General features: G+C 72.4%; 24 protein-coding genes. 11 read left to right on the top strand and 13 right to left on the bottom strand.

Features of this window, described 5'->3' with window-relative positions; genetic code table 11:
• Position 1: 1 nt before the first annotated feature.
• The 3 genes from ACIBSW_RS19590 to ACIBSW_RS19600 are packed head-to-tail and all read right to left on the bottom strand — an operon-like array spanning position 2 to position 2,376.
• Entirely contained in the window at positions 2-535 is a 534-nt protein-coding gene (locus ACIBSW_RS19590) for a YcxB family protein (RefSeq protein WP_354728853.1), read from the bottom strand.
• Positions 536-559: 24 nt separating this feature from the next.
• Positions 560-1,477: an N-acetylmuramic acid 6-phosphate etherase gene (gene murQ, locus ACIBSW_RS19595; protein ID WP_354728851.1), complete on the bottom strand. Its 918-nt coding sequence runs from the start codon at positions 1,475-1,477 to the stop codon at positions 560-562.
• On the bottom strand, positions 1,474-2,376 hold the full coding sequence (locus tag ACIBSW_RS19600) for a MurR/RpiR family transcriptional regulator (protein WP_354728849.1): 903 nt from the start codon (positions 2,374-2,376) through the stop codon (positions 1,474-1,476). The genes murQ and ACIBSW_RS19600 overlap by 4 nt, the downstream gene beginning before the upstream one ends.
• 68 nt (positions 2,377-2,444) lie before the next feature.
• Here ACIBSW_RS19600 and ACIBSW_RS19605 point away from each other — a divergent pair, with 68 nt between their 5' ends.
• Positions 2,445-3,431 (top strand): BadF/BadG/BcrA/BcrD ATPase family protein, encoded by a 987-nt coding sequence (locus ACIBSW_RS19605; RefSeq protein ID WP_354728847.1) that lies wholly within the window; start codon positions 2,445-2,447, stop codon positions 3,429-3,431.
• Here ACIBSW_RS19605 and ACIBSW_RS19610 read toward each other — a convergent pair.
• A complete protein-coding gene (locus tag ACIBSW_RS19610) occupies positions 3,410-4,687 on the bottom strand; it encodes a DUF1343 domain-containing protein (RefSeq protein ID WP_354728845.1) in 1,278 nt (425 codons plus the stop codon). The genes ACIBSW_RS19605 and ACIBSW_RS19610 overlap by 22 nt on opposite strands.
• Complete coding sequence (locus ACIBSW_RS19615; RefSeq protein ID WP_354728843.1) at positions 4,684-6,417, bottom strand: glycoside hydrolase family 3 N-terminal domain-containing protein; 1,734 nt, start codon at positions 6,415-6,417, stop codon at positions 4,684-4,686. The genes ACIBSW_RS19610 and ACIBSW_RS19615 overlap by 4 nt, the downstream gene beginning before the upstream one ends.
• A gap of 124 nt (positions 6,418-6,541) precedes the next feature.
• On the opposite strand from ACIBSW_RS19615, the gene ACIBSW_RS19620 reads away from it, so the two are divergent.
• Genes ACIBSW_RS19620 through ACIBSW_RS19640 form a run of 5 tightly spaced genes read left to right on the top strand, consistent with a single transcriptional unit; the run spans position 6,542 to position 12,316 of the window.
• Positions 6,542-8,299: a serine hydrolase domain-containing protein gene (locus tag ACIBSW_RS19620; RefSeq protein ID WP_354728841.1), complete on the top strand. Its 1,758-nt coding sequence runs from the start codon at positions 6,542-6,544 to the stop codon at positions 8,297-8,299.
• Between the two features lie 13 nt (positions 8,300-8,312).
• Complete coding sequence (gene ngcE / locus ACIBSW_RS19625) at positions 8,313-9,713, top strand: N-acetylglucosamine/diacetylchitobiose ABC transporter substrate-binding protein (protein ID WP_354728840.1); 1,401 nt, start codon at positions 8,313-8,315, stop codon at positions 9,711-9,713.
• Position 9,714: 1 nt separating this feature from the next.
• On the top strand, positions 9,715-10,620 hold the full coding sequence (locus ACIBSW_RS19630) for a sugar ABC transporter permease (protein ID WP_354728838.1): 906 nt from the start codon (positions 9,715-9,717) through the stop codon (positions 10,618-10,620).
• Between the two features lie 5 nt (positions 10,621-10,625).
• The gene (locus ACIBSW_RS19635) at positions 10,626-11,510 is read left to right on the top strand and encodes a carbohydrate ABC transporter permease (RefSeq protein ID WP_404799412.1); all 885 of its coding nucleotides are present in this window, start codon (positions 10,626-10,628) and stop codon (positions 11,508-11,510) included.
• Positions 11,511-11,554: 44 nt separating this feature from the next.
• Positions 11,555-12,316: a hypothetical protein gene (locus tag ACIBSW_RS19640; protein ID WP_354728834.1), complete on the top strand. Its 762-nt coding sequence runs from the start codon at positions 11,555-11,557 to the stop codon at positions 12,314-12,316.
• Between the two features lie 3 nt (positions 12,317-12,319).
• Here ACIBSW_RS19640 and ACIBSW_RS19645 read toward each other — a convergent pair whose 3' ends face one another.
• Genes ACIBSW_RS19645 through ACIBSW_RS19655 form a run of 3 tightly spaced genes read right to left on the bottom strand, consistent with a single transcriptional unit; the run spans position 12,320 to position 14,460 of the window.
• Positions 12,320-13,126 (bottom strand): hypothetical protein, encoded by an 807-nt coding sequence (locus ACIBSW_RS19645; RefSeq protein ID WP_354728832.1) that lies wholly within the window; start codon positions 13,124-13,126, stop codon positions 12,320-12,322.
• A 31-nt stretch (positions 13,127-13,157) separates the two neighbouring features.
• On the bottom strand, positions 13,158-13,931 hold the full coding sequence (locus tag ACIBSW_RS19650) for an alpha/beta hydrolase-fold protein (RefSeq protein WP_354728830.1): 774 nt from the start codon (positions 13,929-13,931) through the stop codon (positions 13,158-13,160).
• Between the two features lie 19 nt (positions 13,932-13,950).
• Entirely contained in the window at positions 13,951-14,460 is a 510-nt protein-coding gene (locus ACIBSW_RS19655) for a MarR family transcriptional regulator (protein ID WP_354728859.1), read from the bottom strand.
• 122 nt (positions 14,461-14,582) lie between these two features.
• Between ACIBSW_RS19655 and ACIBSW_RS19660 the strand changes: the two genes are divergently transcribed.
• Entirely contained in the window at positions 14,583-16,763 is a 2,181-nt protein-coding gene (locus ACIBSW_RS19660) for an MMPL family transporter (protein WP_354728828.1), read from the top strand.
• Positions 16,764-16,766: 3 nt separating this feature from the next.
• Here the strand turns inward: ACIBSW_RS19660 and ACIBSW_RS19665 are convergent, their stop codons facing one another.
• The 5 genes from ACIBSW_RS19665 to ACIBSW_RS19685 all read right to left on the bottom strand — a co-directional run bounded on the left by ACIBSW_RS19665 (position 16,767) and on the right by ACIBSW_RS19685 (position 20,358).
• Positions 16,767-17,228, bottom strand: a complete 462-nt coding sequence (locus ACIBSW_RS19665) for a DUF6325 family protein (protein WP_354728826.1) — start codon at positions 17,226-17,228, stop codon at positions 16,767-16,769.
• The gene (locus tag ACIBSW_RS19670; RefSeq protein ID WP_354728824.1) at positions 17,225-17,467 is read right to left on the bottom strand and encodes a hypothetical protein; all 243 of its coding nucleotides are present in this window, start codon (positions 17,465-17,467) and stop codon (positions 17,225-17,227) included. The genes ACIBSW_RS19665 and ACIBSW_RS19670 overlap by 4 nt, the downstream gene beginning before the upstream one ends.
• Before the next feature lie 3 nt (positions 17,468-17,470).
• On the bottom strand, positions 17,471-17,917 hold the full coding sequence (locus ACIBSW_RS19675) for a hypothetical protein (RefSeq protein WP_354728822.1): 447 nt from the start codon (positions 17,915-17,917) through the stop codon (positions 17,471-17,473).
• 113 nt (positions 17,918-18,030) lie between these two features.
• Positions 18,031-19,029 (bottom strand): glycosyl hydrolase, encoded by a 999-nt coding sequence (locus ACIBSW_RS19680; protein WP_354727407.1) that lies wholly within the window; start codon positions 19,027-19,029, stop codon positions 18,031-18,033.
• 135 nt (positions 19,030-19,164) lie between these two features.
• Positions 19,165-20,358, bottom strand: a complete 1,194-nt coding sequence (locus ACIBSW_RS19685; RefSeq protein ID WP_354727405.1) for an ROK family transcriptional regulator — start codon at positions 20,356-20,358, stop codon at positions 19,165-19,167.
• 196 nt (positions 20,359-20,554) lie between these two features.
• Between ACIBSW_RS19685 and ACIBSW_RS19690 the strand changes: the two genes are divergently transcribed.
• The 4 genes from ACIBSW_RS19690 to ACIBSW_RS19705 are packed head-to-tail and all read left to right on the top strand — an operon-like array spanning position 20,555 to position 26,020.
• Positions 20,555-21,868 carry an ABC transporter substrate-binding protein gene (locus ACIBSW_RS19690; protein WP_354727403.1) on the top strand — a complete coding sequence of 438 codons (1,314 nt, stop codon included), beginning with the start codon at positions 20,555-20,557 and terminating at the stop codon, positions 21,866-21,868.
• The gene (locus ACIBSW_RS19695; RefSeq protein ID WP_354727409.1) at positions 21,868-22,734 is read left to right on the top strand and encodes a sugar ABC transporter permease; all 867 of its coding nucleotides are present in this window, start codon (positions 21,868-21,870) and stop codon (positions 22,732-22,734) included. Before ACIBSW_RS19690 ends, ACIBSW_RS19695 begins: the two co-directional genes overlap by 1 nt.
• Positions 22,731-23,552 carry a carbohydrate ABC transporter permease gene (locus ACIBSW_RS19700; protein WP_354727401.1) on the top strand — a complete coding sequence of 274 codons (822 nt, stop codon included), beginning with the start codon at positions 22,731-22,733 and terminating at the stop codon, positions 23,550-23,552. The genes ACIBSW_RS19695 and ACIBSW_RS19700 overlap by 4 nt, the downstream gene beginning before the upstream one ends.
• Positions 23,553-23,566: 14 nt before the next feature.
• Positions 23,567-26,020 (top strand): glycosyl hydrolase 2 galactose-binding domain-containing protein, encoded by a 2,454-nt coding sequence (locus ACIBSW_RS19705; protein WP_354727399.1) that lies wholly within the window; start codon positions 23,567-23,569, stop codon positions 26,018-26,020.
• The last annotated feature ends 3 nt before the right edge of the window (positions 26,021-26,023 follow it).

Genomic DNA, 26,023 nt, shown 5'->3' on the forward strand with positions numbered 1-26,023 from the left:
GCTACGGGGTCGGCGGGCGGACGGCGGACTTGTCGACGGTCTCGGGCGCCCGGCCGGCGAGGTGTGCCTGGATGAAGGCGACCAGGTCCGCACGGTCCTGCGCCGCGAGCTCGCCGACCGGGACCGGGATGAACTGGCCCCCTCCCACCATCCAGACGATCAGCACGTCCGGCCGCTGCTCGAGCCGGTCGAGGACCGGCCACCGGATGAGGCTCTCGGTGTGCCGGGCGATCGACTGGATCCCCTCGGCGTCGATCCGGTAGGCGATCGGGCCGTCGAGCAGCCGCCGCGCGCGTCCCACCGAGACGCGTACCAGCAGGGCCGGGATGCCGACGGCGAGGGTCAGGCCGGCCAGGACCAGGACGGTGCCCTCCACGTGGATCGCGATGCTGACCGCCAACGCGCCGAGGAGGGCCGCCAGCAGGCCGAAGATCCGGAAGAACCAGATCACCTTCCGCGCGGCGAGCCGTACGCTCGCCGCGAACTGGGCCTTGCTGAGCTGAGTCGTGAAGGCGAACTGCGTATCGGTCTCCATGGACGCGAGAGCATACGGTGCGGCTCAGGCCGCGTGGTGGTCGAGCAGGCGCAGTGCCCGGTGCACGTGTCCGTCCGTCTCGGCCAGCGCCCGGCCGGCCGCCTCGGCGCTGGCGCCGGCGATCAGCGTCACCACCGCGACCTTCGCGTCGCCGGCGGCCGCGCGCAGCGCCTGCCGGCACTGTTCCAGGTCGGCGCCGGTGGCCTCGGCCAGGATGCGCAGCTGCCGTTCGCGCAGCTTGGCGTTGCTCGCCAGCATGTCGGTCATCAGGTTCGAGTACGTGTGCCCGAGCCGCACCAGCGTCGCGGTGGAGAACGCGTTGAGCACCAGCTTCTGCGCGGTGCCGGCCTTCATCCGGGTGGATCCGGTGAGCACCTCCGGCCCGGTGTCCGGCGCGACGTGCACGTCGACGCCGTCGGCGATCGGCGAGGCCGGGTTCGCCGACAGCAGCACGGTCCGCGCGCCGCGGGCGCGGGCCACGGCCAGCGCCGCCCGGACGTACGGGGTGCGCCCGCTCGCCGTGACGCCGACGACGAGGTCTCCCGGGCCGGCCTCGGCGGCGGCCGCCGCGCCGGCCTCCTCGTCGTCCTCGGCGGCCTCGGACGGGTTGGTGAGCGCGTGCGAGCCGCCCGCGATGTGCGCGACCACCCGGCCGGGTGCCAGCCCGAACGTCGGTATCAGCTCGGCCGCGTCCAGGACCGCGATCCTGCCGGAGGTGCCGGCGCCGACGTAGTGCACGCGATGCCCGCCGGCGAGCGCCGCGACGGCCAGCTCGACCGCGGCGGCGAGGGCCGGCAGCACGTCGGCGACCGCGACCGGCACCTGGCGGTCCTCGGCGTTGATCAGGCGGAGCAGATCGAGGGTGGACATCCGGTCGATCGAGGCGCTGCGCGGGTTGCGCTGCTCGGTCCGCGACAGCGGCGCCTCGTCCAGGGGCCTCACCCGCGGCTCCGATCGGTGCCGATCCGCCGCCCGCGTACGGCCGCGTAGGTGACGTCCAGCGCGGCCCGGGTCTGGTGGTAGGTGCGCTGGGCGACGCCGACGAACACGCAGTCGATGACGGTGAGCTGGGCCAGCCGGCTGGCCATCGCGCCGGAGCGGAACGTGGTCTCGCGGGCCGCGGTGGTCAGCACCAGGTCGGCGGCCTGCGTGATCGGCGCCTTGGGGAAGTTGGTCAGCGCGACGGTGCGCGCGCCGTGCCGCCCGGCCTCGGTGAACGCCTCGATGGTGTCGCTGGTCGTGCCGGTGTGCGAGATGCCGAACGCCACGTCCCGCTCGTCCAGCAGCGCGGCGCTGGTCAGGGCCAGGTGGGTGTCGCTCCAGGCGAACGCGACGCGGCCGATCCGGTGCAGCTTCTGCTGGAAGTCGCTGGCCACGAACGCGCTGGCGCCGACGCCGTAGATGTCCACCCGCCGGGCGCCGGCGACCAGGTCGACGACCTGCTCCAGGACCGCGATGTCGATCTGCGACGCGGTCTCCTCGACGGCCCGGGCGTCCGCGAAGGCGATCTTCTTGACCACCTGGGCGAGGTCGTCGCTCTCGCTGATGTCGCTGCCGACCGGCGCGTCGCCGGCGCCGGCCTCGTACGCGCGGCCGGCCTCGGCGGCGAGGGTCAGCCGCAGCTCGGAGTAGCCGGCGAAGCCCAGCGCCCGGCAGAACCGGATCACCGTGGTCTCGCTGGAGCCGGCCCGCCGGGCGAGGTCGGTGATGGTGAGCCGGGCGGCGGTGGCCGCCTCGTCGATGATCACCCGCGCCACCCGCTGCTCGGCCGGGGACAGCGACGGCAGCAGGCCGCGGGCCCGGACCGTGATGGGCGAGCGGTCGACCGCCGTATCTGTCATGGAGAAAAGTTTCCTATGCTCGTCGTGCACGGTCAATTGTCTCCACCGACGGGTACGGTCACCGGAGGATGAGTGCGGAGCTGGTGATCGGTGTCGACGCGGGTGCCACCACCACGCGTTGCGTGGTCGCGACCCTCGACGGCGCGGTGGTCGGCCGGGGCACGGCCGGCGGCGCGAACCGCAACAGCAGCGGCGGCGACGCGGGCGCGAGCCTGCGCGCGGCGCTGACCGCGGCGCTGGCGGCGGTCGAGGTCTCGGCGGTGCGCCTCGGCGTCCTCGGCGCGGCCGGCTCGGCCGGCGCGGGCCGGGCCGCGTTCCGGGCGGCCGCGGCGGGCGCCTGGCGGGACGCCGGGCTGACCGGCGAGCCGGTCACGGTGACCGACCTCGAGGTCGGGTACGCGGCCGGCACCGCCGAGCCCGACGGGGTGCTGCTGCTCGCCGGCACCGGCGCGCTGGCCGCCCGGTTCACCGGCGGCGTGCTGCGGCGCCGCTGCGACGGGTACGGCTGGCTGCTGGGCGACGAGGGCTCCGCGGTGTGGATCGGCGTGCGCGCGCTGCGCGCGGTCCTGGCCGCGCTCGACGGCCGCGGCGAGCCGACCGCCCTGGTCGACGCCGCGTGCGCACACCTCGGCGTGGATCGGGGACAGTCTGAAGAGGACGTCGCGCAGGCCCTGCTCGCGGCCGGTTTCGCCGCGCCGCCCGCCGCGCTCGGCCGGCTCGCGCCCGCGGTGGGCGCCGCCTGCGAGGCCGGCGACCCGGTGGCCGGGCGGATCTGCGCCGCGGCCGCCGGCCGCCTGCTGCACACCTTCGACAGCGTCGGGCCGCCACCCGGCGCCGTCGTGGTGCTGGCCGGCTCGGTGCTGCTCGGCCCCGGGCCGGTCGGCCGGGCGGTGCGCGCCGGCCTGCTGGCCCGCACCGGCGCCGAGCCCCGCGCGGCGCGCGACGGCGCCGGCGGGGCGGCCGCGCTCGCCGTCGGCCTGCTCACCGGCGCCCCCGTGGCGCCGGTGGTGCACGCCCGGCTGACCGGCGGTCCTCACGAGCCGAGCCGCGAGTAGCGCAGGTACGGCCGGCGTCGCGCGTCGAACTCGGCCAGCTCCCCGGCCCACGCACCGACCACGTCGTCGGTGCCCGCGCCCGCGTCGATCATCGTGCGCAGCCGCGACGAGCCGGTGAGCAGGTCGATCCAGTACCGGGTGCCGCCGTCCACCCGCCACGCGAACGCGGCCTCGCGGCGGGCCTCGACCAGCATGCCCACCGCCGTACGGATCGGGTCGTACGCGGCCTGGTCGGTCACCTTGACCTCGACGCCCGCGCAGAGCCGGTTGGCGAACTTGTTGAACGTCGGCGTGAAGTACGCCTCGCGGAACTCCACGCCGGGCAGGTCCAGCGCGGTGACCCGGTCGCACCAGCGGTGGTCGAAGTCCGGCCCGCCGATCAGCTCGAACGGCCGGGTGGTGCCGCGTCCCTCGGACAGCGAGGACACCCCCTCGAACATGCCCGTGCCGGGGTAGACCACCGCGGTGTCCGGGGTGGGCATGTTCGGGCTGGGCAGCACCCACGGCAGGTCGGTGTCGCCGGCCCGCAGCCGTCCGTGCCAGCCCCGGCAGGCGATCACCTCGAGCTGCACCTGCCGTCCCGCCTCGGCGGCGACGAACTCGCCGTTGTAGAAGCGGGCCAGCTCGCCGACCGTCATGCCGTGCTGCTGCACGATCTTCAGCCGGCCCACGCCGGAGGTGAAGCCGTCCGTCATCATCGGCCCGTACGCGCGGCCCCCGACCGGGTTGGGCCGGTCCAGCACCAGGTAGCGCAGGCCCAGCCGGGCGGCCGCGACCATCGAGTCGTACAGCGTGTAGATGTAGGTGTAGAAGCGGGCGCCGACGTCCTGGATGTCGAAGACGACGGTGCGTACCCCGGCCGCGGTGAACATGTCGGCCCACCTGGCCTGCGAGGCGAGGTAGGCGTCGTACACGGTCAGCCCGGTGCGGGCGTCGGTGCCGGTGCCCTCGCTGCCGCCGGCCTGGGCCGAGCCGCGGAAGCCGTGCTCGGGGCCGAAGACGCCGCCGATGGTCACGCCGTCGGCGTGCATCCGGTCCACCAGGTGCCGGTACCGTCCGTCCACGCCGGTCGGGTTGGAGACGACGCCGACGCGCTCGCCCCGGACCGCGGCCCAGTCGTCGGCGGCGAGCCGGTCGAGGCCGGTCTGCACGCTCAGGCGGGGGAGCAGGCCGGGCTTGGCGGCGGCCGGTGCGCCGGGTGCCAGCGCGGCGGCGGCGCCGGCCGCGCCCGCGGCGAGCAGGCCGCGACGGTTCACCGGACGCTCCAGCTCAGCCCGTGCCCGTACGGATAGCTGCCGGGTATCTCGACCGGCAGCTTGCCGCGCGGCGGGGCGGCGCCGAGCAGGACCTTTGCGAGGGACTCCATGGCGACGCCCGTGAAGCTGTAGGTGGCCAGGTAGGTGGTGACCTCCGGCAGCGCCGCGATGTCGTAAGGGTCGCGGACCGCCACCACGACGACCGGCTTACCGGCCGCCACCAGGGCTCTGACGAGGGCCTGCTGGCGACCACCCGGATCGGCGACCGTGGTGTCCCACGCCCTGCTGGTGAGCACCACGGTGAGGTCGTGGGTGCGCGCCGCGGCGACCGCCTCGGCGATCTTGGCGTCGTTCGGCAGGTTGGTGACCAGCGGTGTGGCGCCGAGCGCGCCGGCCAGCACCGCGACGTTGTTGTACGCGCTGGAGTTCCACCCCGTGACCAGCACGGACTTCCCGGCGTGGGACCAGGGGAGCAGGCCCGCGTCGTTGCGGACCGCGGTGACGGTGCGGTCGGTGACGGACCGGGCCACGCGGACGTGCTCGGGCGAGCCGACGGCGCGCTCGGCCGCGGCCGGGTCGAGCGGGGTCCAGGCGAGCAGGCCGCGCTTCTGCTTGAGGGTGAGGATCCGGCGCACCGAGGCGTCGATGCGGGCCTCGGTCAGCTCGCCGGAGGCGACCGCGCCGAGCACGGCGTCGTAGGCCACCTGCATGTTCGGGGGCATCAGCAGCATGTCGACGCCGGCCTTGAGCGCCAGCACCGGTACCCGGTCGTCGCCGTACTTCTGGCGCACCCCGGCCATCTCCAGGGAATCGCTGACGATGACGCCGCGGTAGCCGAGCTCGCCGCGGAGCAGCCCGGTGATGATCGGCTGGGAGAGGGTGGCCGGGTCGCCGGCCGGGTCGAGCGCCGGCACCACGATGTGCGCGCTCATGATGGCGTCGACGCCGGCCGCGATCGCGGCCCGGAACGGCGGCGCGTCGACGCGCTGCCACTCCTCGCGCGTGTGCGTGATCACCGGCAGGCCGGTGTGGCTGTCGGTGGCGGTGTCGCCGTGCCCGGGGAAGTGCTTGGCGGAGGCCGAGGCGTTCGCGCCGCGCTGGAGGCCGAGCACCTGGCCCGCGGTGAGCGCGGCGGCGAGCTTCGGGTCGCTGCCGAACGAGCGCACCCCGATGACCGGGTTGGCCGGGTTCACGTTGACGTCGGCGACCGGGGCCCAGGCCTGGTTGATGCCGACCGCGCGCAGCTCGGCCCCGGTGACCTGCCCGGTGCGGTACGCGTCGAGCACGCTGCGTCCGGCGCCGAGCGCCATCCCGCCGGGGAACTGGGTGGCCGGCGCGGGCATCCGGGTGACCACCCCGTGCTCCTGGTCGGTGGAGATGGTCAACGGCACGCCGGGCGAGGCGGCCTGCAGCCCGTTGCTGAGCGTGGTGATCTGGCGCGGGCTCTGCAGGCTGTTCGTCCAGGCGAAGTAGATGACGCCGCCGAGGTGGTACTTCGCGACGATCTGCGCCGGGGTGTCCACGCCGTACAGGCGGCGGTTGGCGGCGGCGTCGGCGGCCGACGGCGCGTTCGCGTCGTTGCCGTAGACGTAGGTGGTGAAGAGCTGACCGACCTTCTCCGGCAGGGTCATCCGGGCCAGCGTCGAGTCGACCGGTGACGGCGCGGGCTTCGCGGCGGCCGGAACGGCGGGGACCGTGAGACCCAGGGCGGCGATAGCGAGAAGTGCCACGGGACGCGTTCGCATGGTGCCAGAAGGTAGCCGGGTCGCCGTGGTATGGCAATAACATTCGCCCCTCTTGCCAGTTACGAAGGAAACATTCATCCTCGACAGATCGACGTATGGAGAGGCGTTGATGATCAGACTTCGGTTCCTGCCCCCGCTCTGCGTGCTCGCCTGCCTCGTCGCCGGTGCGCCCGCGGCCGCCGCGCCCGCACCGGCGACGGCGCCGGCCGTCACGCCCGCCGACATCCGGTTCCGGCACGACGTGCTGCGGTCCGGCACCGCGTACGAGGCCGGCCTGCTGCCGGACCGGATCGCGGCGCTGCCCGGCATCGCCGCGTCCTACCTGGAGCCGACGCCCGACCATCCCGGCCGCCCCGCGTACGCGGGCGCCGCGGTGCTCGCGGCGCACCACGGCGTCGTGGTGTCGCGATTCGCGGTCGGCGACGCGGTCCGCTACACCGCGGGCGACGGCGGGATCGCCGAGCTGCCGCCCGAGCAGCGGATACCGGCCCGCACCGACACCCTGTGGGACCTCGCCTCGATCTCCAAGCTGTTCACCACGATCGTCGTGCTCCAGCAGGTGGAGGCCGGCCGGGTGGACCTGAACGCGCCGGTCGCGGACTCGGTCCCGGAGTTCGCGGCCGGCGGCAAGGGGTCGGTGACGGTCCGGCACCTGCTCACCCACACGTCCGGGCTGCCCGCGTTCCTGCCGTTCTACTCCCGGTACGGCACGCCCGAGGAGCGGACCGCCGCCGCCCTCACCACCCCGGTGACCGCCGGGTCGACACCCGGCGGGCAGTACGTCTACTCCGACATCGGCCTGATCGCGCTCGGCGTGCTGATCCAGCGGGTCACCGGCGAGTCCCTCCCGGACGCGGTCCGGGCCGGGGTTACCGGCCCGCTCGGCCTGCGCGACACCGGCTACAACCCCGGCGCCGGGCTGCGGGACCGGACCGCCGCCACCGAGTACCAGCCGTACGTGAACCGCGGCGTGGTCTGGGGCCAGGTGCACGACGAGAACGCCTGGTCCCTCGGCGGCGCGGCCGGGCACGCCGGGATCTTCTCCACCGTGGACGACCTGGCCGTGCTCTGCCAGACGCTGCTCGACGGCGGCAGCTACCGGGGCCGGCGGATCCTGTCCCGGTCGATGGTCCGGCAGGCGCTGGTCGACTACAACGCCGACCTGCGGCCCCGGTACCCCGAGAGCGCCCGCGGGCTCGGCTTCGAGCTCGCCAAGCACTGGTACATGGACGGGATGACCTCGCCGGTCACCTTCGGGCACACCGGGTTCACCGGCACGTCGATCGTCATCGACCCGCTCGACCAGTCCTTCCTCATCCTGCTCAGCAACCGGGTGCACCCCGACCGGGCCTGGGGGAGCAACAACGTCGCGCGGCGCGCGCTGGCGCGTACCTTCGCGGCCGCCCACCCGGTCCGCCCGCTCGCCGGCGGCGAGCCGTGGCGGACCGAGACGCGCGACGGCGCGGTCATGACGCTGACCGCGCCGCTGCGGCGCGCGGCGGGTGAGCGGGCCCGGGCCTCCTTCCTGCTCTGGTACGACACCGAGCCCGGCTACGACAGGGCGGCGCTGGAGTGGTCGGCCGACGGCGTGAGCTGGGCGCCGCTGCCGACCACCCTGCGCTCCGGCCGGGAGCGGCTCGCGGGCGACGGCACGTTCACCGGCTTCGGCGGCCGCCACTGGTGGCTGGCCACCGCCGACGTGCCGGCCGGCACCACCGCGCTGCGCCTCGCCTACCGCACCGACGCCGCCTCGCAGGGCCGCGGCGTCCTCCTCGACCGTCTCCGGGTCTTCGAGCCCGGTGCGCTTCTCGTCGACGGCGGGACCACCCTCGCCGCCGACGGCTGGAACCCATCAGTGAACTCATAGGCGGGAGCCGAACATGGGATACCGGATCAGCCGGCGCGGGCTACTCAACGGCGCGGCGGGCGTCGCCGCCGCGGGCACCCTCACCGGGTGCGCCATGGGCGGCGACGACCCCGAGTCCGAGGCCAAGGGCGAGGTCAGCGCGGCCAATCCGCTCGGCGTGAAGGAAGACGCGCCGCTCGAGGTGGTCATCTTCAACGGCGGCTTCGGCGAGGAGTACGCCAAGGCGCACGAGGCCATGTACCAGCAGCGCCACCCCAAGGCGCAGATCAAGCACTCGGCCACCCAGCAGATCTCCCAGACGCTGCAGCCGCGGTTCGTCGCGGGCGACCCGCCGGACGTGGTGAACAACTCGGGCGGCAACCAGATCGACTTCAACGGCCTGGTCTCGGAGGGCGCCCTGACCGATCTCGGCGAGCTGCTCGACGCGCCGAGCCTCGACGACCCGGCCAAGAAGGTACGCGACACGCTGCTGCCCGGCATCGTCGACGTCGGCTCGTACGACGGGAGGTTCCTGTCGCTGAACTACGCCTACTCGGCGTACGGCGTCTGGTACTCGCAGAAGCTGTTCGAGTCCAAGGGCTGGCAGTACCCGAAGACCTGGGACGAGATGATCGCCCTCTGCAAGAAGATCAAGGCGGCGGGCATCGCGCCCTGGACCTACCCGGGCAAGCACTCCCGCTACATGAGCTGGCCGATCCTCGCCGCGGCCGGCAAGGCCGGCGGCATCGAGGTGATCAAGGCGATCGACAACCTGGAGCCGAACGCCTGGAAGCACGAGGCGGTCCGGGCCGCCGCCGAGGCGTACTACCAGCTCGCCGTCGACGGCTTCCTCCAGCCGGGCGCCGAGGGCATGGACCACGTGCAGTCGCAGACCGAGTGGTGCCGGGGCCACGCCGCGTTCGTCTCCTGCGGATCGTGGCTGGAGAACGAGCAGAAGGCGGTCACCCCGCCGGACTTCCGGATGGCCGTCGCGCCGACGCCCAGCCTCGGCGCGGGCGACAAGATGCCGTTCGAGGCCTACCGCGGCACCGGCAGCGAGCCGTTCATCGTCCCGACCAAGGCCAAGAACGTCCGCGGCGGTCTGGACTACCTGCGGGTCATGCTCTCCCAGCAGGGCGCCGCCGACTTCACCCGCAAGGTCAGCAGCCTCACCTGCGTGCGGGGCTCGAGCGCCGGCATCGAGCTCGGCCCGGGCCTCACGTCGGTGACCGGCCTGATCGACGCGTCCAAGGGCGCCGCGTTCACCTGGCTGTACTCGTCGTACTACCGCAAGCTGGAGCGCGAGCGGGTGGACGGGGCGTGCGCCGAGCTGTACAGCAAGCGGATCAACGCGGCGCAGTGGTGCGAGAAGGTGCAGAAGTCCGCCGACGAGTTCGCCCAGGATCCCGCGGTCAAGAAGTACAAGCGGTCCTGAGGTGCGCGGCAAGCGGCTGTTCATCGCCACCTTCCTGATCCCGCCGCTGCTGCTGTACGGCGTCTTCGTCGTCTCGCCGTACGCGCAGGCGTTCCAGATCGCCGGCACGGACTGGAGCGGGCTGTCGCCCGACTACGAGTTCGTCGGGCTGGACAACTTCCGGCGGCTGGCCGGCGACGGCTACTTCTGGAACGCGCTGCGGCATAACGGGCTGATGCTCGTGCTGCTGCCGGTGGCGACGATCCTGCTCGGGCTCTTCTTCGCCTCGATGATCAGCGTGGGCGGGCGCTCGGACCGGGTCGGCGTGCACGGCGTACGCGGTGCCGGCCTCTACCGCGTCGTCTACTTCTTCCCGCAGGTGCTCTCGGTGGCGATCGTCGGCGTGCTCTGGAAGGAGATGTACGCACCGCACACCGGCATGGTCAACGGCGTCCTGCGCTCGGTCGGGCTGGACCGGCTCGCGGTGGCGTGGCTGGGCGATCCGCGGTTCTCGTTCTGGTGCGTGATGGCCGTGCTGATCTGGATGAACGTGGGCTTCTACGTGGTCCTCTTCAGCGCGGCCATGCAGTCGATACCCCGCGACCTGTACGAGGCGGCCCTGCTCGACGGCGCGAACCGGCTCACCACGCTGGTCCGGATCACGGTGCCGCTGGTGTGGGACACCATCCAGGTGGCCTGGGTGTACCTGGCCATCCTCGCGATCGACGGCTTCGCCGTCGTCCAGATCATCACCGACGGCGGCCCGAGCTCCTCGTCGGACGTGGTCGGCCTGCGGCTGTACAAGACCGCGTTCGCCGACGGGCAGTTCGGCTACGCCTCGGCCATCGGCGTGGCGATGTTCTTCCTGACCCTCACGGTGGCGGCCATGTTCCTGCGGGTCACCCGCCGCGACCGGGTGGAGCTGTGATGGCGCTGCTCACCGAGACACACCGCGAGTCGCCGCCCGCGCCGCGGACGCCCCCGCCGGCGCGCCGGGTACCGGTGCTCTCGCACGCGTTCCTGATCGGCTGGGCGCTGCTCACCACCCTGCCGCTGCTCTGGGCGGTGCTCAGCTCGTTCAAGAGCGACGAGGAGATCCTGACCGACCCGTGGAGCCTGCCGTCGCGCCTGCGGTGGGAGAACTGGGGGCGTGCCTGGAACGAGGCGCACATCGGCCGGTACTTCCTGAACAGCGCGATCGTGGTGACCGGCGCGCTCGTGCTGACCATGCTGCTCGGCGCCATGGCCGCGTACGTCCTGGCCCGCTACCGCTTCCGCGGCCGCCGGATCGTCTACCTCGCCTTCGTCGGCGGCATGATGTTCCCGGTCTTCCTGGCGCTGGTGCCGCTCTTCTTCGTGGTACGCAACCTGGGCCTGCTCGGCACCCTGCCCGGCCTGACGCTGGTGTACGCGGCCTACTCGCTGCCGTTCACGGTGTTCTTCCTGACCGCGTTCTTCCGCACCCTGCCCACCTCGGTCGCCGAGGCCGCGATGGTCGACGGGTGCGGGCACTTCCGGCTGTTCTTCGCGGTCATGCTGCCGATGGCCCGGCCCGGGCTGGTCAGCGTCGGCATCTTCAACTTCCTATTCCAGTGGAACCAGTACGTCCTGCCGATCGTGCTCATGCAGGGCGAGGGCGCGGAGCGCAAGTGGGTGCTGGCGCAGGGGCTGACCGCGCTCGCGGTCAACGAGGGGTACCGCGGCGACTTCAGCGGCCTGTTCGCCGGCATGACCATCGCGATGCTGCCGGTGATCGCCGCATATCTGCTGTTCCACCGGCAGGTGCAGAGCGGCCTCGCGGCCGGCCAACTCCGGTAAACGTCATTGTACTGTGGACCTTTGCGCTGCAAGGGAGAGCAACAATGGCCTGGGAGCTCAACGGAAACGGCGGCACGGACGCGACCAATATGTTCTTGGGAACCACCGACAATCAGCCGTTGGTCTTCCGGACCAGAGGCTTCGAGCAGGTGCGGATCGACCGCTTCGGGCGGATGGGAGTCGGCACGTCGGATCCCAGTAAGACGCTCACCGTGTCCGGGCACGTCGAGGTGGCCGGAAAGGTTTCCGGGTTCGGCTCCTCCGAGGACGACTCCGTCTTCCGGGTCAGGCACACCGGCAAGGGTTTCGCGGGATTCTTCCACGGCAAGGTCGGCGTCGACGGGGACTTCAACGTCAATTCCAACATCGGCGTCATGGGCGACATCAAGCTGGTCGGCGGCGGCGACCTGGCCGAGGAGTTCGACGTCGTCGGCGACGTCCCCGCCGAACCGGGAAGCGTCGTGGTGCTGGTCGGCGGCGACAACGTGCAGGTCAGCGACCGGCCGTACGACCGGCGGGTGGCCGGCGTGGTCTCCGGCGCCGGCGACCTGCGACCGGGCCTGATCCTCGACCGGCGCTCCGGGCCTCGCCGCCGTCCGCTCGCGCTCAGCGGCAAGGTCTGGTGCAAGGTCGACGCCGATCGCGGCGCCGTCGAGGTCGGCGACCTGCTCACCACGTCGGAGACGCCCGGGCATGCGATGCGGGCCACGGACCGCGAGCGCGCCTTCGGGTCGGTGATCGGCAAGGCGCTCGGCCCGCTCGATTCGGGCCTCGGTCTGATCCGCGTGCTCGTCGCCCTGCAGTGACCGCTATGCGCTGAAGCCGGCGGCGTTGGAGGTGAGGCCGCTGCGGAGTCCGTGTGCCCGCACGACATGGTCGGTCGGCTGGGCGCCGTGCACGAACCCGATCCTGGCGCTGTAGCCGCCGAACGCGTCCGCCTCCACGACGGCGTGAATGTGGATTCCCTCGACGATCTGCACCGGCTCCCGGGCCGCGAAGCCCCCACCGAAGATCCTCATCTCGGTCACCGTCGCGCCGGCCGGGCCGCTCGGCGCCAACTCGACCGAGCACGTCGGCAGGAACGGGGGAGCAGGCGGCGGCGCGGCGGGAGCCGGGCCCGGGCTGTGCACCGTGAACGGGAGGCTCCGCACCACGACGGCGAATCCGTCGCCGGTGATCCCACTCCGCGCGATCACCGCCTGATAATGGCCGGGTTCGTTGAACGTGGTGGGGACGATGGATCCCGAACCGATGTCATTGCCATTTGCCAGGGTCAGGGGTGTCACCCGGGGCAGCGGCACCCCGCCCTTGAAGTAATTGAGTACGGTTTCGATGGCATTGCCGGGCTGTGCGCTCACCTGAATACGCGGCGCGAACGGTGGCCGCCCGGACGCCGGCCCGACGATTTCGGCGGACAATTCCAGCGAGGACGGAAGGCGCCCCAGAGCGCTGATCAAAGACCGCAGGGAGCGCCGCGCATCGGCCGGAATGCCGGGAACAAATGCCGCTACCGTTCTCAGGTCGGGCTGCCGCAGGGCCTGGCCGACCCGGACGCCGGCGCTCGTCAGCACGCCGGTGAATTGCACGACGTCCCTTAGTGAATGAAGCTCGGGCATCAGGCTGCACCTCCGTGGCCGCCACCCGATACTAGGCCCTGGCACCCCGCGCGATGAGGTCGAACGCCGCCGGCAGGCAGGTGCTCCAGTAGCCGAAGTTGTGGGCGCCCGCCGAGTACGTTCCGGCCGCCTTCGGCCGCGGCAGCGCCTTCTCGAGGGCGCGTACCTCGGGGAGCAGGCCGTCGTCGGTGCCGCACCAGAGCCCGACGGGTGTGTCGCGCAGGCCGCCGGCGCGGGCGAACACGTCGTCGCCCGGGTGCACCGCGGGGGAGAACGCCGCGACGGCCCGGACGAAGCCCGGGAACGTCGCGGCCAGCAGGAGGGCGCCGTAGCCGCCCATCGACCAGCCGCACACGGCGAGGCGGGTGGTGTCGAAGCCCCGCTCGGCGCACCAGGCCGGGATCTCCTCGTGCACCATGCGCTGCGGATCGTCGGTGCCGGTGGGGCGCCACGACAGCCGGTCACCCGTGGCGCCGGCGAGGACGAACGGCGCGTTTCCCCGGCGTACCGAATCGCTGGCGAAGCGGCCGAGTCCCAGGCCGGGGAAGTCGGCCGCCGTCGTCGAGGCGCCGTGCAGGACCAGCAGCACCGGCAGGCCGCGCCCGTCGCCGTGCCCGGCGGGCACGGCGGTGTAGAAGTCGACGGTCCGTCCCCGGGCGGCGGATCGGCGCCGGTCGAGCCGCTCGTCGCCGAGCGGCGCGTCGGGGATCGTCGGCGGCGTCGCGGCGCGGCCGCGGTAGACGCCGCCCAGCGTCGCGACCGCGGCGGCGGCGCCGAGCGCGGTCAGCGCCGTTCGCCGCCTCAATCGTCCTCCATCGCCTGGTTCAACGAGGCGGTGCCGTGCCGGGACGCGCGGCGCGCACGGCGTCCCGGTGCTGCCGCAGCGAGGTGCTCATCGCCGCGATGAACCGGTGCACGGTCTCCAGCTCGTCGTCGGTGAAGTCCGCCATCACCGTGTCCGTGCGCCGCCCGAGCGGCTGGAAGAACTCCATGGCGAGGGCGGCGCCCGGCTCGGCGTAGTGCAGCAGGATCTTGCGACGGTCGGCGGTGTCGCGGTCGCGGCGGATGTGCCCGGCGCGCTCCAGGCGGTCGATCAGGGCGGTCACCGATCCCGAGGAGAGGTTGAGCTGCTCGCCGAGGCGGCCGGGGGTGGTCGGATCGCCGAGCAGTTCCGCGTCCATGACCGCGATCAGGGCGTGCAGGTCCGTCGGCCCCAGCCCGTGCAGGTTGGCGAAGGCGTGGCCGACCTGCTGGGCATCCGCCGCGTACTTCCGCAGGTCGTTGGTGACCTCGGCGACCAGCTGGTCGCGCCGCGTGTCGCGCGGCCGGTACATGCCGTGCTGTGTCACGTGATCCTTTTCTCCCTCCGCCGGTTTGCAGCATAACTCAGCTGTCGATAGTCTCGATTTTCGAGATACATGGAATTCAAGACTTCTGTCGTCGAGACGAGGAAACGATGTCCCTGCTCACCCACGTCGCCCGCGGCCGCCTCGCCGCGTGGCTCACCGTGGTCGCCGCGATCGTCATCGGCGCCGCCGTCTTCGGGCTGCCGAAGCCCGCCAACCCCGACCCGGTGTCCGCCACCGGCCTGTCGGCGCAGTGGCAGTCGACGGTGGCCCAGCGGCTGCAGGAGGAGCTGCCCGCCAGCGACGTCGAGCCGGCCCTGGTCGTCGCGAGCCGCGTCGACGGCGGGCCGCTCACCCCCGCCGACACCGCCGCGCTCGCCGGGCGGTCCCGGGACCTCGGCCGGTTCGCGGTCGGCGGACAGGTCGCGCCCCCGCGGGTCTCCCCGGACGGCACGGTCGCGCTGATCGCGGTGCCGGTGTCCACCGCCGGCGGCCAGGAGCAGGTCGCCGACACGATCGCCGCGCTGCGCGCGGCGCTGGACGGCACCGCGGCGGGCCTGACCGTCGAGGTGACCGGCGGGCCCGCGTTCACCGCGGACCTGACCAAGGTCTTCGAGGGCGCCGACGCCACGCTGCTGATGGTGACCGCCGGCGTGGTGGCGCTGCTGCTGCTCATCACCTACCGCAGCCCGTTCCTGTGGATCATCCCGCTGGCGGTGGTCGCGGCCGCGGAGCAGCTGACCCTGCGCGCGATCGACACGGTCGTGCCCGCGCTCGGCATCAACCTCCAGGCGGGCGCCGTCACCGGCATCGCCAGCGTGCTCGTCTTCGGCGCCGCCACCGACTACGCCCTGCTGCTCATCGCTCGCTACCGCGAGGAGCTGCGCCGGGAGCCGGACCGCTTCGCCGCGATGCGCGCCACGCTGCGCCGGACCGCCGAGCCCATCCTGGCCAGCGGGTCGACCGTGGTGCTCGGCGTGCTCACGCTGCTGCTGTCGGAGCAGGAGAACAACCGCGCCCTCGCCGTGGCGTGCGCGATCGGCGTCGTGTTCGCCATGCTGTCGGCCCTGCTCGTGCTCCCGGCCGCGCTGGTGATCTTCGGCCGGGGCCTGTTCTGGCCGTTCGTGCCGCACGCCGGCAGCGAGGCCCGGGAGGGCCGGCTCTGGGGCCGGCTCGGCACCGCCGTCGTGCGCCGCCCGGCGGCCGTCGCCGTCCTGTCGACGCTGCTGCTGGCCGGCCTCGCCCTCGGCGGCCTGGGCATCCGCACCGGCCTGTCGGAGACCGAGCAGTTCCGGGTCGAGCCGGAGGCGGTCGCCGGCGCGCAGACCCTCGCCAAGGCGTTTCCCGCCGGGACCACCCAGCCGGTCGCCGTGCTGACCAGCCCCTCGGCGGTGGACGCGGTCACCCGGGCCGCCGCCGCGGTACCCGGCGTCGCGTCGGCCAAGCCCGGCGCCGCCGGCCCCGCCGTCGCCCAGGTCGACGTCGTGCTGGAGGCCGAGCCGGGCACCGGCGCGTCGGACCGGGCGGTCGAGGCGCTGCGCGCGGCCGTCGCCGCGGTTCCCGGCTCCGCGCCGCCGGCCGTCGACGGTGCGGAGCCGAGCACGGGCGCGGTGGTCGGCGGCAGCGTCGCCGCCACCTACGACACCGCCGAGGCCAACGGGCGGGACCTGCGGCTGATCCTGCCGGTCATCCTGCTGCTGGTGGCCGCCGTGCTGGTGCTGCTGCTGCGCGGCCTGCTCGCGCCGGCGCTGCTCGTGCTCACCGTCATCGCCTCGTTCTTCGCCAGCCTCGGCGCGGCGTGGCTGCTCTTCGACCGGGTGCTCGGCTTCCCGGCGCTGGACAGCGGCGTCATCCTGCTCGCGTTCGTGTTCCTGGTGGCCCTCGGCGTCGACTACAACATCTTCCTGGTCACCCGGGCCCGCGAGGACGCCCGCCGGTTGGGCACCCGCGACGGGATGCTCTCCGCCCTGCGCGTCACCGGCGGGGTCATCACCAGCGCGGGCGTGCTGCTCGCCGCGGTCTTCGCGGTCCTGGGCGTGCTGCCGCTGATCCTGCTGACCCAGATCGGCGTCATCGTCTGCATCGGCGTCCTGCTCGACACGCTGCTCGTGCGGACCGTCCTCGTGCCGGCGCTGGCGTTCCTGCTCGGTGAGCGCTTCTGGTGGCCGAACCGCGTCCAGGGCGCCGCCGACGGACAGGGCCCGACGCCGCCCGGGCAGGTCACCGCGGACGACCGGCCGTCCGGGCCCGGCACGCACCCGGGCCGCACCCTGCTCCTGGACCGGCGCTGACCCTCAGCGGGCCTCGCCGGCGAGGCGATCCAGGAGTTCCCGGTCGTCCGGGGCCAGCCAGGTCTCGTCGAGCAGGCGGCCGCCCGCGCGCCGGACCGCGTGGACGAACGGCTGCGCCCAGAGGTGCTCGATGAGGGCGACCGCGGCGGCGCCGCCCGGCGGCACCGCGTCCTCGAGGGACCAGGTGGCCGGGTCAGTCCCGCCCTGACCGACCCGGTGCCCGTCGCTCGCGGCCTCGGTCTCGGCCTCGCTGAGGAACGCGGTGGTCAGCCGGCCGAGGTCCGGGGCGGCGCCCGGCGGTGGCGGCAGCGTGTCGAGGCGGCCGTCCGCGGTGCGCGACACCAGCAGTACGTCGAGCAGCCGCACGACGCCCGCCTCGGCGAGCCTGTTCAGCTCGGCCAGGATCTCGCCGGACAACGACGCCTCGGGGAACCCCAGCACGAGCACCTGCACCGGACCGCTCACGGCGTCACCCGCGCCGCGAACTGCTGGTACTCCTCGGCCGTGAGCACGCCGGCGGCGAAGAGGTGCTGCAGCGCGGCCAGCTGCTGGTCCGTGGGGGAGGCCGGCGCCGGGGGAGGCGGGGCCGGGCGCGGCTGGGGATGCGACGCGGCGTACGCCTGGGCCGGGCTGAGCCGGCCGCCGTAGTAGGGCACGTCGCCGGTCATGCCGACGCGCAGCAGTTGCCTGGGCACCAACAGCATGGCCTACGAGTCCTTCGCCCCGAGCGCCGCCGAGATCTGCTCGATGGCGGCGGCCTCACCGGGGCTCACGGTCTGCCCGTGCTCGCGGTGCGCCTCGGCCACCTTGTCGGCCAGCGCGAGCACGAAGCGCCGGTACGCGTCGACCTCCTGCGCCGTCGCCTTGCCCTCCAGCAGCGCGACCGCGTCGCGCAGGTGCTGGAGCCCGTGCTCCTTCATGTCCTCGAAGGAGCGGTATCTCGTGTGATCCGCCTGGGGTTTGGCCGCTGCGATCTCGTCGAGCAGCTCGCTCTCGCCGTGCAGCGCGCGTGCGTCCAGGTACGCCTTCGACATCGCGATCGTCTCGCGGAACGTTCCGCCGCGCGACGCCGTGATGACGATCAGGCCCGCGGTCGGCGGGCCCTCGAGCACTGACTTCCATTCCTCGGGCGTGAAGGCGCTCTTGGTGGTCATCGCAGCTCCCAATGGTCAGGCCATTGGCTCGAGGTTAGACGATCAGGGCCGGGTGCGGGGCCGAGTTGGGCGCGCCGCCCGTCGCGATGACGGGCGGCGCGCGGATTCATCGACTAGAACCTGATCTCGCCCTGGTTGTACACGCGGGGCAGGAAGTAGGCGTTCTGGATCTCCGCGTTGCTGTTGCTGCCGCGCAGCTGCTCGGACCAGATCATGAAGTACGTCCACCTGGGCTGACCGTCCAGCAGCGCCGCGGTGGGCATCTTGCCCATCTCGGCGAGCGCGATGGGCTTGCCCGCGGCGATCGCCTGGATCTGCTGGTAGTCGCCGCTCGACGGGTGGTTCTTGTACCAGACGTCGAGCGAGACGACGTCGACGTAGTTCGCGCCCGGGTAGTAGCTCGACCAGCCGCCGGCCGGGTTGTCCTGCACGTTCCAGACCCAGATCAGGTTGGTCAGGCCCTGACTGTCGAAGTAGTCCTTCATCTGCTGGTAGATCTTGGCGCCGCCGTTCGCCCCGGGCCGGGCGCCCCACCAGTTCCAGCTCTCGTTCATCTCGTGGAACGGCCGCCACAGCACCGGGACGCCGGCGTCCCGCAGCTGCCGCAGGAACGGGACGACGGCGGCCATCCGGCTGCGCCAGGTGGCGTTGAGGGCGGTGCCGCCGGTGACGATCTGCTGGAACTGCGCGTTGCTGATGCTGGTCTTGACGCCGCCGTCGAAGTTGCAGGTGGCGCCGACGGTGGGTGAGCAGGCGTGCCAGGTGAGCGCCACCAGCGAGCCGTTGGCCCATTCGGTCTTCGCCTGGTCGACGACCCGCTGGCGGTTGGCGACGTCGGCGGCGTTGAACATCATGTCGCCGCCCCAGAGGCCGGGCCACTGACCGGTGATGTCGTGGACCTGCTGGGTGTACTGGCCGGGTGCCGCGGCGGGTTCCTTGTTGTGCTGGCCGCTGACGGTGTGGTTCCCGGTGATCGACCTCAGGTAGTTGATCACGGTCTGCTTGGGCGTGGCGGGGAACGCCTGCGCCGGGGTGGCGACCGAGGCGGCGGCGGTGGCCACCAGGGCGGCGGCGGCCAGCGTGGCCGTCAGCGCGCGGACGGGGATTCTCATGGGAGGTTGTCCTCCTTAGGGGGAGCGGCTCTCGTGCCGACAGCTTCGGGCAGCTGTTACGGACGTGTCAATAGGTGATTTAATAATTTAAGTTTCAGCGAGCATCGATCGATCCCGATGCGGGTGGACCCGTGTTCAGGCCTGGCCTGGGGTGTGGCCAGGGGCTACGGACGCCTGCACCACCAGCGCGGCGGCGCCGATGCCGGCCGCGTCCCGGGGCTGCGCCGAGAGCTCGACGGTCACGCTGTGCCGCTGCCGGGAGTGCGCGGTCCGGTCGAGGTGGGCGCGCAGCCGGCGGGCGAAGATCGATCCCGCCCGCGCGACGCCCGGCCCGGTGAGCACGAGCCGGCCGAGATCCAGCAGGTTCACCATGGACGTCGCGGCCGCGCTCAGCCGCTCGGCCGCCTGATCCAGCACCTGGTACGCGTCCGGGTCGCCGTGGACCGCGGCCCGGGCGACGGCGTCGTACGCGCTCGACTCGCTGCCGTCGAGGGCCAGTCGCGCGCGCAGGTCCGCACGCTCGCGGGCCGCCACCACGATCGCCCGCATCGACGCGTACCGCTCCACGCAGCCCAGGTTGCCGCACGGGCAGGAGCGCCCGGCGTAGTCGACGGACACGTGGCCGAACTCGCCGGCGCCGAAGCTCGCCCCGCGGTACAGCGCGCCGCCGAAGACGAACCCGGCGCCGATCCCGGTCGACACGTAGATGCAGCCGAAGGCCTGCTCGCGCGACACCCGGCGGCTCCAGAACTCGCCGAGCGCCGCGGCCGCCGCGTCGTTCTCCACCAGGATCGGCACGCCGAGGCGCCGCTCCAGCTCGGCGCGGACCTCGCCGGGCTGGTCGCCGAGTCCGGTCGCGGCCCGCGGCAGCCCGGGCCCGGGCGCCGGCGCGACGATGGCCAGGCCCTCGACCCGGTCGCGGGGCAGGGCCAGGCCGTCGGTGAAGTCCTCGAACCGGTCGGCCAGCCGGTCCGCCGCCCAGGCCTCGTCGGGCAGGCGCGGCACCACCTCGCGGCCGACCACGCCGCCGGTCAGGTCGATCGCGACGCAGGTGACGGTGTCCGGCCCGAGGTTGAAGCCGACGCCGAACCGGTTGGCCGGGCTGATCGCGATGAGCTTGCGCCGCCGGCCCAGCACGGAATCGGTCGAGCCGATCTCGTGGATGATGCCGTCGGCGATGAGATCGCGGACGATGTTGGAGATCGACGGCTGGGTGAGCCCGGTCAGCTCGGCGAGCTCGACCCGGCTGATGGCCACCGAGGACCGGACCACGTCGACGATCAGGGCGCGACTTCCCGGCCCGGCTGCGGGCGCTTCTCGACGAGCCATAGGGGTGCGTCTCCGGTTCGTTGCTGTCCGCTCCGCGCTAACTTACCGTCCCGGCGCGTGGCTCCGGCGGCGATGTGATCGCTCAGGAATAAATTACTAATCTAATCTTGACAGCTCATCGACGGCCGTCCCATGCTGGGCGCCCAGGCGGGCGGTGACGCATCCGCCCAGGCCGAATCGGCGGACGGATTCCAGCATGATCAATAGAAGGCACTTCATCGGCATCGGCGCGGCGGCCGCGCTCGCGTGCGTGTCCGGCTGCACCGGCGGCGCCGGTGGTGAGTCCGGCCCGACCGGCGACTTCTCGGGCGACGTCAAGGGCGCCATCACGGTGCTGACCAACCGGACCGACCTGGTCGACACGACGTTCAAGGAGTACGCCAGGACCTTCGAGGCCCGGTTCCCCGGTACGAAGGTCACGTTCGAGGGCGTCACGAACTACGACAACGACGTCACCACCCAGCTCAGCGGCGGCGACTACGGCGACGTGCTGATGATCCCCGGGACCGTCGCCATCGACCAGTACAGCCAGTTCTTCGAGCCGCTCGGCACCGACGCCGAGCTCAAGGCCAAGTACCGGTTCACCGGACCCGCGACGTACGACGGCAAGGTGTACGGGCTGTCGCTGGGCGGCATCGCCAAGGGCTTCGTCATCAACAAGCGGATCTGGGCGCAGGCCGGGATCACCAAGCCGCCGGGCACGCCGGAGGAGTTCCTCGCCGGACTCGAGGCCGTCGCCGCCAGGACCGGCGCCGTCCCGTACTACACCAACTACAAGGACGCCTGGCCGTTGAGCGAGTGGAACAACCACCGGGCCGTCCTCGCCGACCCGGCGATCAACGACAAGTTCCCGGCCGACGCCGAGCCCTGGCGGGCGGGCAGGATCCAGTACCTCACCGACGGCCTGCTCTACGACATCGTGAACCGCAAGCTCAGCGAGAAGGACCCGCTCACGACCAACTGGGAGAGCTCGAAGCCGATGATCGCCACCGGCAAGGTCGCGACCATGCTGCTCGGCTCCTGGGCGGTTCCGCAGATGCAGGACGCCGCCGAGGCCGCCGGCGCGAACCCGGACGACATCGGCTTCTGGCCGTTCCCGTACCGGACCGGCGGCCGGTTCCACGCCGCCATCGACGGCGACAAGCTGGCCGCGGTCAGCCGGAACTCGGAGAACAAGGCGACCGCGCGGGCGTTCCTCGACTGGTTCGTCAACGACTCCGGCTTCGCCGCGGAGCAGCAGGCCATCCCGCCGGCGCTCAGCCAGCCGCTGCCCGCCGGCCTGAAGGCCTTCGAGGCCACCGGGGTCGAGCTGATGGAGGTGCCGGCGGCGACCACCAACTCCGGCAAGGAGGACGAGATCATCAAGGAGTCGGAGATCGACCTGAAGGGCGAGATCTACCGGCAGAAGCTCGTCGACATCGCCCGGGGAGCCGCCAAGGGCGACAAGGACTCCTACTTCGCCGAGCTGAACGAGCGGTGGAGCGCCGCGCAGTCGCGGGTCATGAAGTGATGCTTAGGGTCCGGCAGAGCCCATGGCCGTACCTGGCGCCCGCGCTGATCCTGCTGATCACCTTCACCTACCTGCCGGTCGCCAACATGCTGTGGTACAGCTTCCACAGGTGGGACGGCCTGGACGTCACCATGACCCCGGCGGGGTTCGGCAACTACGTGCGGGTCTTCACCGACGAGCAGTACTGGCGGGTCTTCCTGGTCAGCCTCTACTACTTCGCCGCGTCGTTCGCGCAGATCGCGATCGCCCTGTACTTCGCGGTCGTGCTCTCGTACAACGTCCGGTTCCGGAACCTGTTCAAGGGCATCCTGTTCTTCCCGTACCTGCTCAACGGCGTCGCGGTCGGCTTCGTCTTCCTCTACCTGTTCCAGCCGGACGGCACCCTGGACACGATGCTGCGGATGCTCGGGCTCGGCGAGCACACCCGGTACTGGCTGGGCGACCCGGACGTCGCGAACCTCTCCCTCGCCGGCACGTCGGTGTGGCGGTTCACCGGGCTCAACTTCGTGCTGTTCCTCGGCGCGATCCAGTCGATACCCGCCGACATCTACGAGGCCGCGGAGCTCGACGGCGCGAACCGGTGGCACCAGTTCCGGCATATCATCGTGCCCGGCATCCGGCGCATCATCAGCCTGTCCTTCATCCTGGCGATCTCCGGCAGCCTCGCGGTCTTCGAGATCCCGTTCATCATGACCGGCGGCGCGAACGGCACCCGCACGTTCGTCGTCCAGGCGTACCAGACCGCCTTCCAGTTCCGGCAGATCGGCCTGGCCTCGGCCATGGCGGTCGTGCTGCTGCTGATCGTCCTGATCGTCACCTGGATCCAGCGCCGGATCCTGCCCGACGACGAGGTGAGCCTGTCATGAGCGGGCTGGCTCGCACCGCGAAGTACCTCTCCCTCGTGCTGGCGTCGCTGGTCGTGCTCGTCCCGCTCGTGGTCGTCCTGTTCGCCGCGCTCAAGACGCACGCCGAGTACAACTCGACCGGACCGCTCACCCCGCCGCGGAACTGGTTCAACCTCGACAACTTCGTCACCGCCTGGACCGCCGGGAACATGCTGCGCGGCTTCTGGAACACCACGGTCATCCTGGTCGTGTCGCTGACCGGAACGGTCCTGATCGGCACCCTCGCCGCCTACGCGGTCAGCCGGGTCACGTTCGGTTTCAAGCGCCCGGTCCTCGGCCTCTTCCTGGTCGCCGCGCTCGTGCCCGGCGTCACCACGCAGGTGGCCACGTACCAGATCGTCAAGTCGATGGGCCTGGTCAACACCCAGTGGTCGGCCATCGTGCTGTTCATGGGCACCGACATCGTGTCCATCTACATCTTCATCCAGTTCATGCAGTCGATCCCGGTGAGCCTGGACCAGGCCGCGATGATCGACGGCGCCGGCCGGTTCACCGTCTACCGCCGGATCATCCTGCCGCTGATGAAGCCCGCCATCGCCACCGTGGTGATCATCAAGGGCATCGCCATCTACAACGAGTTCTACATCCCGTTCCTCTACCTGCGATCGCCCGGCCTCAGCGTCATCTCGACCGCGCTGTTCCGCTTCAAGGGCCCGTACGGAGCGCAGTGGGAGACGATCGCCGCCTGCACGATGATCGTCCTCCTGCCCACCGTCGTGATCTTCCTGCTGCTGCAGCGCTTCATCTACAACGGCATCACCGCCGGGGCCACCAAGTGACGAAGGACGTGCACATGCTGCAGACGCTAGACCTCGGCGGATCCTGGGAGCTGCGGGCCGACGGCGCGCTGACCGAGCTGGCCGGCGTCGCCGTTCCTGCTGTCGTACCGGGATGCGTACACGTCGACCTCCTCAACGACGGCCGGCTGCCGGATCCGTTCCGGGACGACAACGAGAAGGCGGTCGCCTGGGTCGGGCGCACCGACTGGCGGTACACCCGGGAGGTGGCCTGGACCGGTGACGGACACGAGCGCGTCGACCTGGTGTTCGACGGTCTCGACACGGTGGCCGCCGTCGAGCTGGGCGGCGAGCTGCTGGGCACCACCCGCAACATGCACCGCGGCTACCGGTACGACGTCACCGCTGCGCTGGGCGACGGCGCCGCGCGGCCGCTCACCGTGCGCTTCACCTCCGCGTACACCGAGGCCGAGCAGGTCCGCGACCTGCTCGGCGCCCGCGCGAACGCCTACCCCGAGCCGTTCAACTTCATCCGCAAGATGGCCTGCGGCTTCGGCTGGGACTGGGGACCGACCCTGGTCACCGCCGGCATCTGGCGCCCGGTCCGGCTGGAGGCGTGGAGCGTCGCCCGGCTCGCCGCGGTCCGTCCCCTCGCGACCTGGGCCGGCGGCGCGGGCCGCCTGGACCTGACGGTCGAGGCCGAGCGCCTGCGTGACACGCACCTGAGCCTGCGGGTTCTCCTGGACGGACGCGAGGTGGCGCGCGGCGAGCTGCCGCCCGGCGACTCCCGGTCGGTGATCGGCACGACCGTCGCCGGGGTACGGCCGTGGGCGCCGATCGGCTACGGCGAGCCCGTCCTGTACGACCTCACCGTTGAGCTGTCCGCCGGCGACGTGCTCCTGGACCGCTGGCAACGGCGCACCGGCTTCCGCGGCGTGGCCGTCGACCGCGGCCCGGACGCGGCCGGCTCCCGGTTCGTGATCGAGGTCAACGGCGAGCCGGTGCTGGTCAAGGGGGTCAACTGGATCCCGGACGACATCTTCCCGTCCCGGATGACCCGGGAGCGCTACGAGCGCCGGCTGCGGGAGGCCGCCGACGCCGGCGTCAACCTGATCCGGGTGTGGGGCGGCGGGATCTACGAGGACCGCGCCTTCTACGAGGCCGCCGACGAGCTGGGCCTGCTGGTCTGGCAGGACTTCCTGTTCGCCTGCGCCTGCTATCCCGAGGAGGAGCCGCTCTACTCCGAGGTGCTCGCCGAGGCCCGGGAGAACGTGGCCCGCCTCGCGCCGCACCCGAGCCTGATCACCTGGTGCGGCAACAACGAGAACCTGTGGCTGCGCGGCGCGATGCGCTGGGACCGGCAGGAGGGCGGCGACCTGACCTGGGGCGAGCGGTATTACCTGGAGACGCTGCCGCGGGTCGTCGCCGAGCTGGACCCGTCGCGCCCGTACCAGGCCGGCACCCCCTGGTCCGGCTCGTGGGACCACCCGCCCAACGACGCCGGCCACGGGACGTTCCACTCGTGGGAGGTGTGGAACCGCGAGGACTACGCCGACTACCGCGACTCTGCGCCGCGATTCGTCGCCGAGTTCGGCTGGCAGGCGCCGCCGGCCTGGACCACGCTGCGCGACGCGGTCTCCGACGATCCGATGCTGCCGGACTCGCCGGGCGTGCTGCACCACCAGAAGGCCGAGGACGGCAACGGCAAGCTGGCCCGCGGGCTGGCGCCGCACTTCGGGGCGCCGGCGGGGACCGAGGCCTGGCACTACCTGACCCAGCTGAACCAGGTGCGTGCGGTCCGCACCGGCATCGAGCACTGGCGGTCGCACTGGCCGCACACCGGCGGCACGATCCTCTGGCAGCTCAACGACCTGTGGCCGGTCACCTCGTGGGCGGCGATCGACGGTGCCGGGCGGTACAAGCCGCTCTACTTCGAGCTCAAGGCGCTGCACGCGGCGCGCGGCCTGACCGTGCAGCCGCGGGGGAGCGGCCTGGTCGTCGCGGTGCTCAACGACAGCCCGCGGTCCTGGTCCGGGCGGCTGGCCGTGCGGCGGAGCACCGCGGTCGGCGAACCGCGGGCGGCGTGGGCCGTGCGGGTCGACGTGCCCGCCCGGCAGGTGTCGACAGTGGAGATCCCGGAGCACGTGACCGCGCTCGGGGTCGGGGAACTGCTGGTCGCGGAGCTGGACGGGGCGCGGGCGCTGTGGTTCGGCGTACCGGACAAGGACTTCGCCCATCCCGACGCGGGCCTGACCGTGACCGCGGACCCGGCACCCGGCGGTCTTGAGGTGCGAGTCCGGGCCGCGGGCCTGGCGCGGGACGTGCTGGTGCAGGCCGACCGGATCCATCCGGAGGCGGTCGCCGACCGCGGCTTCTTCACGCTGCTGCCCGGCGAATCGGTGACAGTCAGGGTGCGCGGCCCGTTCGAGCCGGACCCCGCGCTGCTCGAGGCGCCCTGGGTGATCACCGACCTGGCCTCGGTCCTGCGCCTCGGCCTGGCGGTACGGTAACGC

The sequence above is a fragment of the Actinoplanes sp. NPDC049668 genome (assembly GCF_044465445.1).
In the GTDB taxonomy this organism is placed as follows: domain Bacteria; phylum Actinomycetota; class Actinomycetes; order Mycobacteriales; family Micromonosporaceae; genus Actinoplanes.

Excerpts from the sequence above, each read along its gene's own strand:
- ACIBSW_RS19640 (WP_354728834.1), top strand. The coding sequence starts at position 11,555 with ATGGCCTGGGAGCTCAACGGAAACGGCGGCACGGACGCGACCAATATG.
- ACIBSW_RS19660 (WP_354728828.1), top strand. The coding sequence starts at position 14,583 with ATGTCCCTGCTCACCCACGTCGCCCGCGGCCGCCTCGCCGCGTGGCTC.
- ACIBSW_RS19690 (WP_354727403.1), top strand. The coding sequence starts at position 20,555 with ATGATCAATAGAAGGCACTTCATCGGCATCGGCGCGGCGGCCGCGCTC.
- ACIBSW_RS19695 (WP_354727409.1), top strand. The coding sequence starts at position 21,868 with ATGCTTAGGGTCCGGCAGAGCCCATGGCCGTACCTGGCGCCCGCGCTG.
- ACIBSW_RS19700 (WP_354727401.1), top strand. The coding sequence starts at position 22,731 with ATGAGCGGGCTGGCTCGCACCGCGAAGTACCTCTCCCTCGTGCTGGCG.
- ACIBSW_RS19685 (WP_354727405.1), bottom strand. The coding sequence starts at position 20,358 with ATGGCTCGTCGAGAAGCGCCCGCAGCCGGGCCGGGAAGTCGCGCCCTG.
- ACIBSW_RS19620 (WP_354728841.1), top strand. The coding sequence starts at position 6,542 with ATGATCAGACTTCGGTTCCTGCCCCCGCTCTGCGTGCTCGCCTGCCTC.
- ACIBSW_RS19655 (WP_354728859.1), bottom strand. The coding sequence starts at position 14,460 with ATGTACCGGCCGCGCGACACGCGGCGCGACCAGCTGGTCGCCGAGGTC.
- ACIBSW_RS19590 (WP_354728853.1), bottom strand. The coding sequence starts at position 535 with ATGGAGACCGATACGCAGTTCGCCTTCACGACTCAGCTCAGCAAGGCC.
- ACIBSW_RS19605 (WP_354728847.1), top strand. The coding sequence starts at position 2,445 with ATGAGTGCGGAGCTGGTGATCGGTGTCGACGCGGGTGCCACCACCACG.
- ACIBSW_RS19600 (WP_354728849.1), bottom strand. The coding sequence starts at position 2,376 with ATGACAGATACGGCGGTCGACCGCTCGCCCATCACGGTCCGGGCCCGC.
- ACIBSW_RS19675 (WP_354728822.1), bottom strand. The coding sequence starts at position 17,917 with ATGACCACCAAGAGCGCCTTCACGCCCGAGGAATGGAAGTCAGTGCTC.
- ACIBSW_RS19705 (WP_354727399.1), top strand. The coding sequence starts at position 23,567 with ATGCTGCAGACGCTAGACCTCGGCGGATCCTGGGAGCTGCGGGCCGAC.
- ACIBSW_RS19670 (WP_354728824.1), bottom strand. The coding sequence starts at position 17,467 with ATGCTGTTGGTGCCCAGGCAACTGCTGCGCGTCGGCATGACCGGCGAC.
- ACIBSW_RS19680 (WP_354727407.1), bottom strand. The coding sequence starts at position 19,029 with ATGAGAATCCCCGTCCGCGCGCTGACGGCCACGCTGGCCGCCGCCGCC.
- ngcE (WP_354728840.1), top strand. The coding sequence starts at position 8,313 with ATGGGATACCGGATCAGCCGGCGCGGGCTACTCAACGGCGCGGCGGGC.
- ACIBSW_RS19645 (WP_354728832.1), bottom strand. The coding sequence starts at position 13,126 with ATGCCCGAGCTTCATTCACTAAGGGACGTCGTGCAATTCACCGGCGTG.